Source organism: Ruminococcus sp. RTP21198st1_G1_RTP21198_201120, from assembly GCF_040924265.1.
GTDB classification, from domain to species: Bacteria; Bacillota; Clostridia; order Oscillospirales; family Ruminococcaceae; genus Hominimerdicola; species Hominimerdicola aceti.
On record NZ_JBCOMH010000007.1, the window covers coordinates 21,896 to 36,441 of the forward strand.

General features: G+C 43.9%; 16 protein-coding genes. All 16 read right to left on the reverse strand.

All coding sequences use genetic code 11. From position 1 onward, the window contains the following. Positions 1 to 21: 21 nt before the first annotated feature. Positions 22 to 798, reverse strand: coding sequence for a DivIVA domain-containing protein (locus AB5627_RS05820; RefSeq protein WP_117856577.1), 777 nt, complete (start codon positions 796 to 798; stop codon positions 22 to 24). A 19-nt stretch (positions 799 to 817) separates the two neighbouring features. Then, a complete protein-coding gene (locus AB5627_RS05825) occupies positions 818 to 1,600 on the reverse strand; it encodes an RNA-binding protein (RefSeq protein WP_368369731.1) in 783 nt (260 codons plus the stop codon). Between the two features lie 2 nt (positions 1,601 to 1,602). Further along, on the reverse strand, positions 1,603 to 2,052 hold the full coding sequence (locus AB5627_RS05830; RefSeq protein WP_242989556.1) for a cell division protein SepF: 450 nt from the start codon (positions 2,050 to 2,052) through the stop codon (positions 1,603 to 1,605). A 2-nt stretch (positions 2,053 to 2,054) separates the two neighbouring features. Further along, positions 2,055 to 2,801 carry a YggS family pyridoxal phosphate-dependent enzyme gene (locus AB5627_RS05835; protein ID WP_022287368.1) on the reverse strand — a complete coding sequence of 249 codons (747 nt, stop codon included), beginning with the start codon at positions 2,799 to 2,801 and terminating at the stop codon, positions 2,055 to 2,057. After that, complete coding sequence (locus tag AB5627_RS05840) at positions 2,749 to 3,984, reverse strand: HlyD family efflux transporter periplasmic adaptor subunit (RefSeq protein WP_022287369.1); 1,236 nt, start codon at positions 3,982 to 3,984, stop codon at positions 2,749 to 2,751. The genes AB5627_RS05835 and AB5627_RS05840 overlap by 53 nt, the downstream gene beginning before the upstream one ends. Before the next feature lie 13 nt (positions 3,985 to 3,997). Next, a complete protein-coding gene (gene hfq / locus AB5627_RS05845) occupies positions 3,998 to 4,240 on the reverse strand; it encodes an RNA chaperone Hfq (RefSeq protein WP_022287370.1) in 243 nt (80 codons plus the stop codon). A 73-nt stretch (positions 4,241 to 4,313) separates the two neighbouring features. After that, positions 4,314 to 5,258 (reverse strand): tRNA (adenosine(37)-N6)-dimethylallyltransferase MiaA, encoded by a 945-nt coding sequence (gene miaA, locus AB5627_RS05850; protein ID WP_022287371.1) that lies wholly within the window; start codon positions 5,256 to 5,258, stop codon positions 4,314 to 4,316. A gap of 21 nt (positions 5,259 to 5,279) precedes the next feature. Continuing rightward, positions 5,280 to 7,358 (reverse strand): DNA mismatch repair endonuclease MutL, encoded by a 2,079-nt coding sequence (gene mutL / locus AB5627_RS05855; RefSeq protein WP_265290549.1) that lies wholly within the window; start codon positions 7,356 to 7,358, stop codon positions 5,280 to 5,282. Positions 7,359 to 7,372: 14 nt separating this feature from the next. Next, positions 7,373 to 7,726 carry a TIGR04076 family protein gene (locus tag AB5627_RS05860; RefSeq protein ID WP_022287372.1) on the reverse strand — a complete coding sequence of 118 codons (354 nt, stop codon included), beginning with the start codon at positions 7,724 to 7,726 and terminating at the stop codon, positions 7,373 to 7,375. 9 nt (positions 7,727 to 7,735) lie between these two features. Continuing rightward, positions 7,736 to 10,351 carry a DNA mismatch repair protein MutS gene (gene mutS / locus AB5627_RS05865; protein ID WP_022287373.1) on the reverse strand — a complete coding sequence of 872 codons (2,616 nt, stop codon included), beginning with the start codon at positions 10,349 to 10,351 and terminating at the stop codon, positions 7,736 to 7,738. A 216-nt stretch (positions 10,352 to 10,567) separates the two neighbouring features. Next, positions 10,568 to 10,978 carry a YlbF family regulator gene (locus tag AB5627_RS05870; RefSeq protein WP_022287374.1) on the reverse strand — a complete coding sequence of 137 codons (411 nt, stop codon included), beginning with the start codon at positions 10,976 to 10,978 and terminating at the stop codon, positions 10,568 to 10,570. A 36-nt stretch (positions 10,979 to 11,014) separates the two neighbouring features. Then, positions 11,015 to 12,415 (reverse strand): tRNA (N6-isopentenyl adenosine(37)-C2)-methylthiotransferase MiaB, encoded by a 1,401-nt coding sequence (miaB, locus tag AB5627_RS05875; protein WP_022287375.1) that lies wholly within the window; start codon positions 12,413 to 12,415, stop codon positions 11,015 to 11,017. Positions 12,416 to 12,558: 143 nt separating this feature from the next. After that, entirely contained in the window at positions 12,559 to 13,323 is a 765-nt protein-coding gene (locus AB5627_RS05880; protein ID WP_022287376.1) for a hypothetical protein, read from the reverse strand. Between the two features lie 152 nt (positions 13,324 to 13,475). Further along, positions 13,476 to 13,814, reverse strand: a complete 339-nt coding sequence (hisE, locus tag AB5627_RS05885) for a phosphoribosyl-ATP diphosphatase (RefSeq protein ID WP_022287377.1) — start codon at positions 13,812 to 13,814, stop codon at positions 13,476 to 13,478. A 1-nt stretch (position 13,815) separates the two neighbouring features. After that, positions 13,816 to 14,169: a phosphoribosyl-AMP cyclohydrolase gene (gene hisI / locus AB5627_RS05890; protein ID WP_022287378.1), complete on the reverse strand. Its 354-nt coding sequence runs from the start codon at positions 14,167 to 14,169 to the stop codon at positions 13,816 to 13,818. Further along, positions 14,169 to 14,546 (reverse strand): SdpI family protein, encoded by a 378-nt coding sequence (locus tag AB5627_RS05895; RefSeq protein WP_022287379.1) that lies wholly within the window; start codon positions 14,544 to 14,546, stop codon positions 14,169 to 14,171. Before AB5627_RS05895 ends, hisI begins: the two co-directional genes overlap by 1 nt.

Consider the following 14,546-nt stretch of genomic DNA (forward strand, 5'->3'; position numbering starts at 1 on the left):
GCGGAAAACAGAGCCTTGATATTAATTATTTTTTCCAAATTTAAGCTCAGCAGGAGCTGTCTTTGGTATAACAGGGTCGAAAGAACCAGTGTTAAGTATCTTCTCAACGTGCTCACTGTCAGTAACAGGTGCAGATTCAGCCTCAACAGTTTCCTCCGGCTCAGCTGTTTCCTCTGCCTGCTCCTCTACAGCTTCCTGAGTTTCCTCGACTGTTTCTTCTTCCTCATACTCCTCTGCTGTATCCTCGGCAGGCTCGGACGCAGGAATTTCCATAATAAGTCTTATCTGCTTATTATAAAGCTGAGTAAGGTCAGCCTTGAACTGAGTTACCTCAGCCTTGAGGTTTTCAAACTTAGCAAGCTCCTCGTCATAAGCGGCTCTTACTTCATTTATCTTCTTTTCTGTTATCTCGGTATTAGTTCTGATAAGCTCAGCGCACTTTTCCTTATGCTCCTTAACTATTCTCTCACACTCAGAGGCACTCTGCTCTGCGAGTCTTACCTGCTCTGTTTTGGCAGATTCGATCATATCGTGAGCTTGAGTTTTGGCCTCAGTAAGTATCTTATTTGACTCTTTCTGAGCCACGACAAGAGCCTGCTGGATAGCCTCCTCGTCCTCTCTGTACTCGTTTATCTTCTCAACGAGCTTGATTATCTTAGCTTCGGTATCCTGATTTGCCTTTACTACTTCGGCATAATCCTCGGCTACCTGCCCGAGAAATTCTTTTACGTCTTCTTTTGAATAACCGTTTTTCTCGGTATCAAAAGTTTTTCCTTTAATATTATTTGGATTTAACATACTAGGACCTCCGTGATCTTTACACAAATTTATTTAAAGTTATATGTATTCTGTCTTTTTTAGTTGTGCCGTCAACTGAAAGCAGCTTGAATTTTCCGTATCCTCTCACTGAAAATGTACAGCCCTCTTCAAGAGGTATTTTCGGTGAATTTTTCGGCATATGGTCTATTTCGATGCCCACGTTTTTTATAAGCTGTGCTGACTTTTCTCGTGATATCCTTGCTGCAAGACTTAAGATACAATCTGCACGCATGGAAGCCACAGTACCGCTTATTTCCTGAGTTTTCTGCTCAATATGTATACTGCCGTCATAGCCCTCCTGTAGCTTTACTCCTGCTCTGCCGACCTTCGTCAGGGCGCTTGTAACCTCGCCTGCCACAGAAGAACGCAGGAACACCGCTGACTTTCCCTCTCCCACAAGAATGTCGCCAACGCTGTCTCTTTTTATTCTTAGTCCCATAAGCGAGCCTAGGATATCTCTGTGAGTTATTTTATCCTCTTTGCGATACAGCAGTGTAATTGCGGTGATAGGAAAATCCTCACTTTCTGCCTCGCCATATTCAGGATAGACACACAACATACGCCTTGCGGCGTTTTCATATCCGCCCCAAAGCCTATAATTCTCATATTTCACAGACACCATGAGTTTTTCACACAGCAGACACTGCCTTTCATCGAGAAACGCAGAAAACTTTGTTATATACTTTTCATCAGCCGCCATTATCCAATCGGACACTCTGTCTAACAGACGGATATCGTCCTCAGACAGGTCGGGCAAAAACTGATATTTAGCACGAGCCATTTTTAGAAGCTATAGCCGTTATTTTCAAGCTCACTCATAAGGTCAACTCCTGAGAAGCCAACGTTTCTAGGCATGATAGCGAAAGTTTTCTGAGCCATCATCTTGATGTCTGCACCATTTGCATACGCAACGCCTGAGATAAAGTCAAGTATTCTCTTTGCATCCTCGCTCTTGACTGTTTCAAGGTTAAGGAGCACTGTCTTTCCCTCATTTATATCGCCGCCGATAGACTTGACCTCTGAAAAATCGTTTGGTCTTGCAAGAACTATCTGCAAAGTCGTGGTTTGCTCCATTCTTACCGGACGTGCGTTATTGCCATATGCACCTGTGTTCTTTGGTGCTTCGTTGTATTCTGTTTTATTCTCATACATCGGCTGCTGATACATTGCGTCCTCCTGCTCAAGTTCATCTTCGCCTACAAAGAGATTTTTTAATTTCTGCATTGCACCCATTTTTAATCCTCCAAATATTTTCTAGCTCCGAAAAGCTTTGTTCCGATCCTCACCAAATTTGAGCCATGCTTTATGGCAAGCTCATAGTCCCCAGACATTCCCATTGAGAGAATATCCATAGACACGTTCGGTATATCCTTTTCCTTTACACTAAGAAAGATACCGTGCATTTTTTCAAAAACGTCCTCCCCTGAGCCAACAGGCGGTATTGCCATAAGTCCCTTAACAGAAACGTTAGGCAGCTGCGCCGTCTGTCTTACAAGCTCCTCAGCCATTTCAGCGGAAACGCCGCTTTTAGTAGCTTCATCGCCTATATTTATTTCCACAAGGACGTTCATAGTTTTATTATTCTTCACTGCAAGCCTGCTTATCTCATGAGCAAGCTTCAGGTTATCGACAGACTGTATCAGAGTAACATCATTGATTATATATTTCACCTTATTGGTCTGCAAATGTCCGATAAACTGCACTTCTGCACTTTTATCGTAAGCTTCCTTCTTGGAAAGAAACTCCTGCACCCTGTTTTCGCCCAGCAGCTTAAAGCCCTGAGCCACAGCGAAATTCACCTTTTCAGGCGGCACTGTCTTTGTGACAGCCATTATCCTGACTTCTTCGTCAGGCTTACGCCATTTTGCTTTGGCGTTCTCTACATTATAACATATTTCCTTACAGTTTTCAAGAACCTCCGGAAAATAATTATCCTGAGGTGACAGCGTTGCTGTCTGATCTACTTTGCTGCACATCTTCATCTGATACCACCTCTAACAAAATTTGATCGTAAAGCAGCAGATAATCCTCGTTTGAGGTATTTTCAGAGAGCACATAATCATCGCCCTCGTAAATAACATTGATCTTCTTAAAGGTAACGTCCTTGCCGAGTATCACATAAACGCCCTTCTGATCGCCCTGAAAACGTATCGCACTTCTTGGAACTTTAAGGCCCTGATACTCGTCGAAGATAAGCTCCGCAGACTGCACTCTTGACTCAACAAGAGCTTCGTCAAGTCTGTCACAGGAAAGCACGACGACCACTTTGTTCTCATCGTCCTCACAAGGCTTAACAGACTCCACCTGAACGTCATAGATGTTTTTTGTGGTACTGAGCGTCATTCTAAGCCATGCGCCCTCTGTTATCCTTTTATCGTTTTCCATGATCCCTGCTATCCTGCATGAATAGTCGGAAAACATTTTGCCAATGGCGTTCGGTGCGTCCTTACTAGGCCGGTCGATGACCTTTTGGATATCCTTGTCAGTGAGCTGGGAAGCGTTCTCCATAGTAAGCTCGCTCTCATAGCCGTCTGCATAGGAAACAAAATAGCCTGTTTCGTCAGCAGTGATCGTTTTTCCTGAGCCTGAGGTCTGTTCCTCCAGCTCCTTGACTTTCGCCTGAAGCTGGCTTATCCTTTCGTCATAGCTCTGCTCGGTCTTTGTGACGATATTATAAATATTCATCACAAGGGACATATCCTCTCTTGTTTTTGCAAACTCAGAGAAATTATCCTGAGAAGAATATGAGAGAAGCTCCTTATATTCCTTATCTATCTTGCTTTTGAGCGTTTCAGGCTGAACATAATTAGTTGTACCCGGATTTTGTGCTCTTTCAAGGGCGGCTATCTCGCTTTCAAGTATCTTTATCTTGTTTTTCGCTGTGACAGCGTCCTCAGAAGAATAAACTGACGCTATGGTATTGCCAACAGATATTTTACTGCCGTCGGAATAGGTATAATCCAAAACTCCGCCGCTGTCATAGGTGACCACTTTTTCATCTCTGATTATAACGCCTTTAAAAGCAATATCCTCATTGATAGTAACAAGCACAGCTTCCTCGGTGTCATGACGCTCTGTAAGTGCACTGTATATCTGACTGCCGATAGTTGTGATTATCAGCACAGAAAGCAGACCGGTAAGTATTTTAACGGTCAGAGAATTCATTTTTACTGCCCTCTTAAATATCTGAATTGCCTGCGGCGTCAAGAACGTTGATATATCTTGACGGAACGATAGTTGAGATAGCATGCTTATAAACTATGTTCTGCTTGCCCTCGCAATCGAGAACTACAACATAGCTGTCAAAGCCCTTTACAACGCCTTTGAACTGGTAGCCGTTCATAAGGATAAAAGTAGACGCTATCTTGTCTTTTCTGATCTGGTTGAGTATAACGTCCTGAAGATTAAGATTCTTATTCATAAATAACACTCCTAAAAATTTTTACAGCAATGTATTGCTTTTTTTACTATAAAATCTTTCAAATTATATTATATCACATAATTTCCGATTTGGCTATAATATTTTTGATATTTTCTATAATTTTTTGAAAACTATCAAATTTATCTGTTTCCACCCACTGAATTCCGTCAACTCGTCTAAACCAAGTAAGCTGTCTTTTGGCATAATGACGGCTTTCCTGTTTGATTTTGTCGAGGCATTCACAAAGCTCAGCTTTGCCTTCAAAATACGGCACGAGCTCCTTATAGCCTATCGCCTGATAAGCTGTAGCAGGGGTAAAGCTGTCATAAAAAACTCTGCACTCCTCTATAAGTCCATTTTCCACCATTACATCAACACGGCGGTTTATACGGTCATAGAGATACTGTCTGTCGGAAGCTGTAAGACCGATAATGCAGGCGTTATATGGCGACTTCTCACGACGGCTGTTCACCTTATGCTGTGAAAGCGGTATACCTGTAGTTTCAAAGACTTCAAGTCCTCGTATGACCCTTGGCAGGTTGTTCTCATGGACTTTCTCCGCAGTTTCGGGATCGACCTCTCTGAGCCTTTCCCACAAAGCGTGACCGCCCAGCGTCTTGGCTTCCTCCTCAAGACGTTTTCTCACTGAGCCGTCCGTTTCGGTATCGTCAAAGATCACGTTGTTCACAAGTGAGCTTATATATAGTCCTGTTCCCCCACAGAGAATAGGAACTTTGCCACGGCTGTGTATCTCTCTGATACGCTCACCTGCGAGCTTCACATAATCTGCCACGGAAAAAGCCTGCTCAGGCTCGAGAAAATCTATAAGATAATGTGGCACGCCCTGCATTTCCTCTTTGGTAGGCTTGGCAGTAGCGATGCTCAGACCCTTATATATCTGCATAGAGTCTGCGGAAACTATCTCACCGTCATATATCTTTGCAAGCTCCACTGCGCAGGCGGTCTTTCCGCTGGCGGTAGGCCCTGCAATGACAAGGAGAGGTATTTTATTTTCCATAGCTTTCGCCTCCTGCATTTTTTATAGAACTCGTCTGAACTGCTTTTCGATGTCTCTTTTGGTGAGGGTTATCATAACAGGTCTGCCATGAGGGCAATATCTGATATTTTCCTGACCATAAACGGCGTTCACGAGCGCCTGCAATTCTATTCCGCTGTTGGTATCGTTCGCCTTTATTGCCGCTTTGCAGGCGATAGAATGGTAGAGGTCATCAAAAAGCTCTATTTGCGGATTGAGTTTATTCTCGATAAAATTCTTTGCAAGTTCGCTGATTATATCCGCAGGGTTATCGTCACCAAGAATGATAGGCACGCCCTTTACTGCAACAGTTGGCGCAACGTCCGGCTCTATCTCAAAGCCAAGCTGTGACACCTTATCGAGGTTTGCGGTGAGAGCGTCATACTCGTCATAAGAAAGCAACACCATGATAGGCTCTAGGAACATTTGCGTTTCAAGCTGTTCGGCATCGCTTTTTATCCTCTCGAAAATATATCTCTCATGGGCGGCATGCTTATCCATAAGTATCATCTCGTCGCCCACCTGTGCCACAACATAGGTCTTGAAAAGCTCGCCCACCACAACAGGCTTCGGCTTTTCAGGCTCTTTCTCCTCCACGATAACGGAAACAGGCTTTTTCTTTGTGAAGCTTTGAGCGTCGATAAACTTGAAAGCTTCTCCGCTCTGCTCCTCCGGCTCTTCGGGAAGAGGTATCTCGCTTATCGCTTTGTTTATCTCCTCCACTGTCACCTTATGGGGTTTCGGCTCAGGACCTGAAAGCTCTGTGACGGCTGTTTTTCTCTTTGCAGGCTGTTCAAGGCTTGCAAGAAACATATCGTCACTGCCGCTGAGTTTTTCTTTTTCTTCCTCAGTTATGCTCCTGCTCTCCACAGTTTTAAGCGTTGGTGCAGGCTTCTGATAGCTGTACGAATTTTCGTACTGTTTCTCTGTCTGCGGCTTTGGGGCAGGTATATCAGCCTTTGAGGCAACAGGCTTTTGACTATTATCCTCCATAGAGAATTTAAGCTGGACGCTGTTATCTTTTTTAGGTATATCAAAAAGCTCTCTGTCGGTGAAATTACGCTTGTTTTCAAGGTGCATCTCATTAGGTCTGTCATTCTTCATAAGGGAATTTTTCACCGCAAAAAACACAGCCTCGTGCATAAGCTTTTCGTCTGAAAAACGCACTTCTATTTTAGTAGGGTGGACGTTCACATCTATGGTGTTCGGCGGAATATCAATATAAAGCACGCAAGCTGGGAATTTTCCCGTCATAAGAAGATTTCTGTATGCCTCTTCCAATGCTGCCGCACAAGCCCTTGATTTCACATATCTTTTGTTCACAAAGAAATTCTGAAAACGTCTGTTAGGCTTTGCAGACAGAGGCTTCACAGTGAAGCCTGTTATGTGCATACCCTGCCATGTATAGTCAACTTCAAGCATGGAGTTTGCAAAATCTCTGCCATAAACTGAATAAACTGCGGAATATATCTTGCCGTCCCCTGCTGTCAATATCTCAACTTTATTATCCCTGATGAACTTGAATGATATCTCAGGGTGTGAAAGGGTAAGCTTTGTAACAAGGTCTGCGGCAAAATTGCCCTCTGAAACGTCCTTTTTCAGAAACTTTAGTCTTGCAGGAACATTATAGAAAATATCCCTCACAACGAAAGTCGTGCCGTCAGGACAGCCGCACTCCTCGCAGGTCTTTTCCACTGCGCCCTCGATAACATAATGCGTGCCGTAATCCTCCTCGGGACGTTTCGTAAGCACGTCTACCTTGGATACGGCACAGATAGAAGCAAGTGCTTCACCTCTGAAGCCGAGGGTCATAATACTGTCAAGGTCATTTTTTACTGATATCTTACTTGTTGCATGACGAAGAAAGGCTATAGGCAGATCATCTTTTGAGATACCCTTGCCGTTATCCGTCACTCTTATATAGGTGCGGCCGCCGTTTTTTATCTCAACTGTTATGACGTTCGCACCTGCGTCTATTGCGTTTTCAAGAAGCTCCTTTATTATTGAAGCAGGTCTGTCTATTACCTCGCCTGCCGCAATAAGCTCGGAAACTTCCTTGCTCAGAACTTTTATTTCTGACATTTTTCTATCCTTTTCTATGGCTCTTTCCAAAAGCCGCCTGTATGAAAATTCTCCTTGCCTGTCGGCTTTGCTGTCAAGCGGAACATGACACAGCCGTCAGGACAGACGATAGTTTTTGTATATTTGCTGTCGCCGCCTATCTTAGTCATATCGCCGCCGCTGCGGACAGCTTCCATAATGGGATAAAGCATCATCATTGTTTTACTGCAAATGCCATAGCCGTTCTTATTCACAGGACAGCCATAGGTGCAGAAATATTTATCCCCTATCTCCTCTCCGTTTCGGCAATATCTTTCAGTATGGTCGCCACGGAGAAATCCCGTGACCTCTATTTCAAACTCGTACTCCTCGTCATACCACTTTTTCATAACGCTCACCTAAACATATTTCAGCAAGTCTTTCACAAAATCTCTAAGCTCGCTGTCGGTCATTTCGTCTATGTTGGTTTTTCTAAGTCTGTCGGTAACGATGCTGTCGCTTATTTTGTCAAAGGATATCTGGTCGCTTTCTATCTGCTGAGCGGCAAGTCTTGCCTTTTTGTTTTCCGCTTCAAGCTGTTCGAGAAGCTCTTTGGCTCTGTTTATTATCTTGTTTGGCAGACCCGCAAGCTTTGCAACTTCTATGCCGTAGCTTTCGTCAACTCCGCCCGGAACTATCTTTCTAAGGAACTTGATACTATCCCCCTGACGCTTTACTGCGACAGAGAAATTTCTAACGCCGTCAAGCTCTTTTTCAAGGCTGATAAGCTCATGATAGTGTGTTGCAAACAGGGTCTTACAGCCCATTGATCTGTTGGTGGAGATATACTCCGACACTGCCCTTGCAATGGAGATTCCGTCAAAGGTTGAAGTACCTCTGCCCACCTCGTCGAGGATAACAAGGCTGTTCTTGGTGGCGTGCTTTACGATATCTGCAACCTCGCTCATTTCCACCATGAAGGTAGACTGACCTGCGGTAAGGTCATCAGAAGCGCCTATTCTTGTGAAAATCTGGTCGACCACAGATATTTTTGCATAGTCCGCAGGCACAAAGCAGCCTATCTGCGCCATAAGGGTGATAAGAGCAACCTGACGCATATAAGTTGATTTACCTGACATATTCGGACCTGTTATGACAGCCATTCTGTTGCTTGTAAGATCAAGATATGTGTCGTTAGGCACGAACACCTCGTCTTTCTGCATAAGCTCAACAACGGGGTGTCTGCCGTTTTTGATATCAATAATGCCGTCAATGGCTATCTCAGGCTTTGTATAGTTATTGTTCACCGCCGCAGTTGCAAACGAGCAAAGCACGTCTATCTGCGCCACTGCTGTGGCAGTTTCCTGCACAAGTCTAAGCTGTGTGGCTGCAAAATCTCTTATCTCCGCAAATATTTCCTGCTCAAGAGTAACTATCTTATCGCTTGCACCGAGGATAGTGTTCTCTGCGACTTTAAGCTCGTCCGTGATAAAACGCTCGCAGTTGGCAAGGGTCTGTTTTCTTATATAGTTGTCAGGCACAAGGTCATAGTAAGACTTTGTTACCTCGATATAATATCCGAAAACTCGGTTATAGCCTATTTTCAGATTTTTGATACCCGTTTTTTCTCTTTCACGCTCCGCAATATCATCAATTATACCCTTGCCTCCTGAGATTATATTTCTCAGTCCGTCAAGCTGTTCGTTGAAGCCGTCTTTGATAACGTTGCCGTCCTTGACATTAACAGGCGGTTCGTCAACAATGGCGTTCTCAACAAGGTTTGAGATAGCTTCAAGGGTGGATATTTTATTGTTGCAGTTTGCAAGAAGCTTTGAATCAAAACCTTTGAGAAGCTCCTTTATCTCAGGGAGTTTAAGTGCTGTCAGCGACAGTGATTTAAGATCTCTAGGGGTAGCGGTCTTATACATTACCCTTGTCATGAGTCTTTCAAGGTCATAGACTCCTCCCAGTATCTCTTTTAGCTCTCCAAGTTCAACAGGCTTCATTGTGAGCTGTTCAACAGCGTCAAGTCTGTCGATTATCTTTGCAGGATTGACAAGGGGCTGTTCCAGGAAGGATTTTAGCATACGCTTGCCCATTGAAGTTTTGGTATGGTCAAGCACCCATAGGAGCGAGCCTTTTTTCTCTTTATTTCTGAGAGTTTCTGTAAGCTCCAGATTTCTTCTTGCAGTGAAGCCGATAGTCATGATAGGGTCGGCGTCATGCTTTATTATCTCGGAAAATCTGCCCACCAATGCTTTCTGTGTATCGTGTATGTATGCAAAAAGCCCGCACACTGCAAATGCTGCAACTGTGTCAGGCTTAACGCCAATAGATTCAAGGCTGTTTGTGGAAAACTGTTTCAGCACCTCTTCTGTATGTATCTCAGGGGAAAAATCGTTCTCCTCCAAAAGCTGAACGCTGGTCTTGAGCTTTTCTCTTATGAAGCTTGAAAGCTCTTTATTTGAAAGAAAAGCGTCATTTATAAGAATCTCCGCAGGGGAAAATCTCGACAGCTCATTTATAGCCGAACTTGTCATTTCCTTGCCCTCAAACTCAAACAGATGCACCTCGCCTGTGGAAATATCCGCAAGGCACAATGCGCTTTCCTTGGCTCTCATATAAAATGCACAGATATAGTTGTTGGACGTTTCATCAAGCATACTGCTTTCGATAAGCGTACCCGGTGTGACTACTCTTATGACCTCTCTCGGCACTATTCCCTTGCACATTGCAGGGTCCATGGTCTGCTCGCAGATAGCCACGTTGTAGCCTTTTTCAATAAGCTTTTTCAGATAAACGTCGCAGGCGTGGTGAGGCACACCACACATAGGCGCTCTTTCCTCAAGTCCGCAGTCACGACCTGTCAAGGTAAGTTCAAGCTCTCTTGACGCAATGATAGCGTCATCAAAGAACATTTCATAAAAATCTCCCAGTCTGTAGAACAGTATATGGTTTTTATATTTGTTCTTTACTTCAAAATACTGCTTCATCATAGGTGACAGCTTTGAAAAATCTATATCTTTGGTTTCCACTCAAACTCACTCCGTTTCATATATTTATCATACCGCAATATTCTCATGCTTTCAAAATGCGGGCGAACACTGTTCGCCCCTACTTGTTTTTTCGATACGAACACTTTTGGTGTCATATCGCCATAGAAATTATCCGCCCCAGTCCGAAGGTATCTTCAGATTCGGGCAGACGGGGGATAAGCTCCCCCTGACTGTTATTCGTTTTTTGATACTGTCTTAGTGACAGCCGCCGCATGATGCGCAGCTTCCTGAACAGCTATGAGGAGCTTCCTCTGGGCAAGTCATTGGGTCTTCGCCGTTTGCAGCCATTGAGATGATATAGTTTACAGAGCCGAGAAGCTTATCCATAACTTCTTTAGCTTCGTTAAATGCGATCATCTTAGGCATAGCCATGATCTCGTCATAAAGCTCTCTGATCTGAGTGTCAAGTGCTGTCATCTTCTCGCCGTCCTTATCAGGCTTCTGCATCTCAACGCTGAGCTGTGAACGGAGCTGATTGAACTCGCCTATTTTGTTCTGTATCTCAACATCTGTATCATTGATAGAACAAGCCTCCATATAAGCCTTGTATCTCTCGTCTTCCTGAATAGCCTGTCCAAGCTTTCTTGTCATTTCAATTACATCCATGGTAATTCTCCTTTAAATATTATTCAGCTTTCGCTGTTATTTATCTTCAACAAGCTCGCCTCTCAAAGCCCAGTTCATTGCTTTTGTTATGCGAACCTGAATGAATTTACCGATATATTTTTTATCCGCTTTCACCTCGACGATCATATCCTCGTCGCTCTTGCCTGTGAGATAATCAGCGCCAGTTCTGCCCTCGCCTGTTGGCAGCACGGTTACAGTTCTTCCCACAAATCTTGAAAGCCACGCTGTTGACACCTCTCTCTGCTCCAAAAGCAGTTCTCTCAGCCACAGACCCTTCTGCTTGTCTGAGATGTGATCCTCCATTTCGGCAGCCTTTGTGCCGCTTCGTCTTGAATACACAAAAGAATAGATATTATCGTACTTTACCTTTTTGATAAGCTCCTTAGTTTCGCAGAATTCCTCGTATGTTTCACTTGGGAAGCCAACGATAAGGTCTGTTGTGAATGAAAACTCAGGGTCTTTGCTTCTGGCATAGTCGATTATTTTCAGATAATCCGCCGTGGTATAGCGGCGATTCATAAGCTTTAGTATCCTGTCTGAGCCTGCCTGCACAGGAAGATGCAAATGCTTGCACACCTTTTTGCATTCAAGTATAGCGTCAATAAGCTCATGGCTTGCGTCCTTTGGGTGGCTTGACATAAATCTTATGCGAAAATCGCCCTCTATCTTGTCAAGCTCTCTCAAAAGCTCAGGAAAACCATAACTGTATGAATTAACGTTCTGACCTAGCAGTGTTATTTCTTTGTATCCGTTTTTCACAAGTGCTTTTACCTCTGCGATAACGGACTCAGGCTTTCTGCTGCGTTCTCTGCCCCTGACGTAAGGCACTATGCAATAGGTGCAGAAATTGTTGCAGCCATACATGATAGGCACGAACGCTCTTATCTTATCGTCACGAAGTTGCAAGAAATCCTCGTTTATGTCAACATGATTTTCTGACAGATTGAATATCCTGTCATGCTTTGATATTATCTCCCACAGCATATTATACATATCGTTGTATGCAAAAGTTCCGAAAACAAGATCCACCTGACGGTAGGTCTTTTTTATCTTCTCGGCAACGTGCTTCTGCTGAGCCATACAGCCGCAGATACCTATAATAAGCTCGGGATTGTTTTCTTTGAGATGTTTAAGGTCGCCAAGTTTGCCGAACACCTTGTCCTCGGCATTTTCTCTTACAGCGCAGGTGTTATACAATATAAGCTGAGCCTCGTTCACATCGGACGTGAACTCATAGCCCACCTTTGAGAGCATACCTTTTATCTTCTCGCCGTCGCTGACGTTCTGCTGACAGCCGTATGAATGGATAAGGGCAAGTGGCTTGTGACCGCAAGTTCTTTCGTATTCACCAGACCATTGGAGCAGCTTCTGCGGAGCGGTTTCCTCATTTATTATTTCCGAAAAATTCTCAGTCATTGATATCCTCATTTCATTTCGTACATTCCTTTTAATTATAAATCTTTTAAGGCTTCTTGTCAAGCGTTTTGGGAGCGAAGAGCCAAACAGGTTGCTTTGCAAAACAAAAAGGGGCAGAAAACTCCGCCCCCATAGATCACATATTATCCCTGAGCTTCGCCCTGACCCCCTGTATCATTTTCTTCCTTGCAGTGGGGTTCTTCAAGTCCTCTTGGGAAAAATTCTACTGTCGGGAATGCTATCTTTTCAAACATCTCACATGGGCTGTCACTGTTTGTGGAACACTCCTTGCCAGGTACGCAGTAATCATATACAGGCACCATTATAGGCACAGGTCTTGACAACTGAATGATAGCGAAAAGTCCGATAGTGATAAGAACGTTCTTTTCCTCGCTTGGTGCAGGCTCTGCGACAAGCTTTGCGTCAAGACACATTGGCGCTGCTACGCTCACAGAAGCGCAAGGCATTGCCGCTGTGCAGCAACAGCATGAGCAGCCGCTTGTAGGCGAGGTGGTGACGACCTGGTTCGGCTCGCAGGTAGAAAATCTCTGTGTGCCGCCGTCGCTGCCGAAAAGAATAACTTTTTTTGTGAATGATGAGGTGCCGTAAACTACTGTTGGAGCTGCGCCTGCTGCTTCATATGCTTCTATCTGCGCCCTGAATGTGTAAGTAACGTCAACTGCATAAAAGCCGTGGTTGAATGCCACCGGAGATATTGCAAAGCTTACGTCTGTCACGTCGATACAAGTGCTTTTGATATACGCCGCAGCGTTTATCACGGTCTGGTCTGCCTGGCTGAATGTAAACGCAAGATCCTCCAGACAATCCTGTGACGAGCATGAATCAAACACACGCATTGCCTCGATACACATTGCTTCCTTGAAAGGTTTGCCGTTAAAATCGCTCATAGTAAGTCCTCCTATAAATCAAATCATGGAAGTTTTTTTACTTCGCTATATTCTATTCGGCAAAAGGCTTTTGTGTGCTTAAATTTCTGAAAATCCTCTCATAAAGCAAAAAAAGCCCTGCGCATGAACGCAGAGCCTTTGGATACATATAATCAGGTGTTCTTGTCTACCTGATGAAATTTCTTCAGATTGCCTATTTTTTCGTTTCTCTCGTCAAGGACCTTTTCCACGTCAGACCACTCAAGTCCCTGATTTGCCGCAAGCACCATAACGTGATAGAGAAGGTCGTTTATTTCGTTTTTCAGCTCGTCATTGTCACCGTTTTTAGCAGCGATAACTGTTTCTGTAGCCTCTTCGCCCACCTTTTTGCAAATCTTGTCTACGCCCTTGTCAAAAAGATAAGCTGTGTAGCTGTTCTCCTGCGCCTTGCCTGCCTCATAGTCAGCTTTACGCTGTTTTATTACCTCGAAAATTTCCTGATAAACTGTCATTTTATTCTTCCTCCGTATTATATATCTCATTGAAAAAGCAGCTATATGAGCCTGTATGGCAGGCTACACCTGTCTGCTTTACGTTAAGAAGCAGGGTATCGTTATCACAGTCCGCATAGATAGAAACCACCTTTTGCAGATGACCGCTTGTTGCACCCTTGTTCCAATATTCCTGTCTTGATCTGCTCCAATACCATGTATAGCCTGTTTCAAGTGTTTTTTTCAGGCTCTCCTTATTCATATAAGCAAGCATAAGCACAGTTTTTGTATCCACATCAAATGCGATAGCAGGGGTAAGCTCGCTTTTTACAAAATATTTATCCAGATCGTTTATATCAACTTTTATTGGGTTCATTATTTGTCCTTTCTGTTGCCGTCTTGGTCGAAATTATCTTTGAGTGCTCGTTCTGTTGGTACTATCGTCCAGCACAAAAATACCACCTGTATCACTTCAGCTATGCACATTATCACAGTCGCCTTGCCGCTGCTCATAAAGAAATATGGAACACAGACCAATGCCGAAATTATCGTCATGACCGCTCCGACCTTTACCCACAGACGTCCGCAATAATTGTGGGCAAAATCCCACGTTTCCTGATTTTTCAATGACATAGCAGTGCGATAGCCCACCAAGCAGTTGATATCTTTCGGTGTATGCTTATACATCAGATAGCCGCACAATATCATAAGCACTGGTATAAACAAAGTAAATACGATATTGAAAACAATCAT

Bases quoted from the DNA above. Each gene is read 5' to 3' on its own strand.
- AB5627_RS05820 (WP_117856577.1), bottom strand. From the start codon at position 798: ATGTTAAATCCAAATAATATTAAAGGAAAAACTTTTGATACCGAGAAA.
- AB5627_RS05825 (WP_368369731.1), bottom strand. From the start codon at position 1,600: ATGGCTCGTGCTAAATATCAGTTTTTGCCCGACCTGTCTGAGGACGAT.
- AB5627_RS05830 (WP_242989556.1), bottom strand. From the start codon at position 2,052: ATGGGTGCAATGCAGAAATTAAAAAATCTCTTTGTAGGCGAAGATGAA.
- AB5627_RS05835 (WP_022287368.1), bottom strand. From the start codon at position 2,801: ATGAAGATGTGCAGCAAAGTAGATCAGACAGCAACGCTGTCACCTCAG.
- AB5627_RS05840 (WP_022287369.1), bottom strand. From the start codon at position 3,984: ATGAATTCTCTGACCGTTAAAATACTTACCGGTCTGCTTTCTGTGCTG.
- hfq (WP_022287370.1), bottom strand. From the start codon at position 4,240: ATGAATAAGAATCTTAATCTTCAGGACGTTATACTCAACCAGATCAGA.
- miaA (WP_022287371.1), bottom strand. From the start codon at position 5,258: ATGGAAAATAAAATACCTCTCCTTGTCATTGCAGGGCCTACCGCCAGC.
- mutL (WP_265290549.1), bottom strand. From the start codon at position 7,358: ATGTCAGAAATAAAAGTTCTGAGCAAGGAAGTTTCCGAGCTTATTGCG.
- AB5627_RS05860 (WP_022287372.1), bottom strand. From the start codon at position 7,726: ATGAAAAAGTGGTATGACGAGGAGTACGAGTTTGAAATAGAGGTCACG.
- AB5627_RS05870 (WP_022287374.1), bottom strand. From the start codon at position 10,978: ATGGATGTAATTGAAATGACAAGAAAGCTTGGACAGGCTATTCAGGAA.
- miaB (WP_022287375.1), bottom strand. From the start codon at position 12,415: ATGACTGAGAATTTTTCGGAAATAATAAATGAGGAAACCGCTCCGCAG.
- AB5627_RS05880 (WP_022287376.1), bottom strand. From the start codon at position 13,323: ATGAGCGATTTTAACGGCAAACCTTTCAAGGAAGCAATGTGTATCGAG.
- hisE (WP_022287377.1), bottom strand. From the start codon at position 13,814: ATGACAGTTTATCAGGAAATTTTCGAGGTAATAAAACAGCGTAAAGCT.
- hisI (WP_022287378.1), bottom strand. From the start codon at position 14,169: ATGAACCCAATAAAAGTTGATATAAACGATCTGGATAAATATTTTGTA.
- AB5627_RS05895 (WP_022287379.1), bottom strand. From the start codon at position 14,546: ATGATTGTTTTCAATATCGTATTTACTTTGTTTATACCAGTGCTTATG.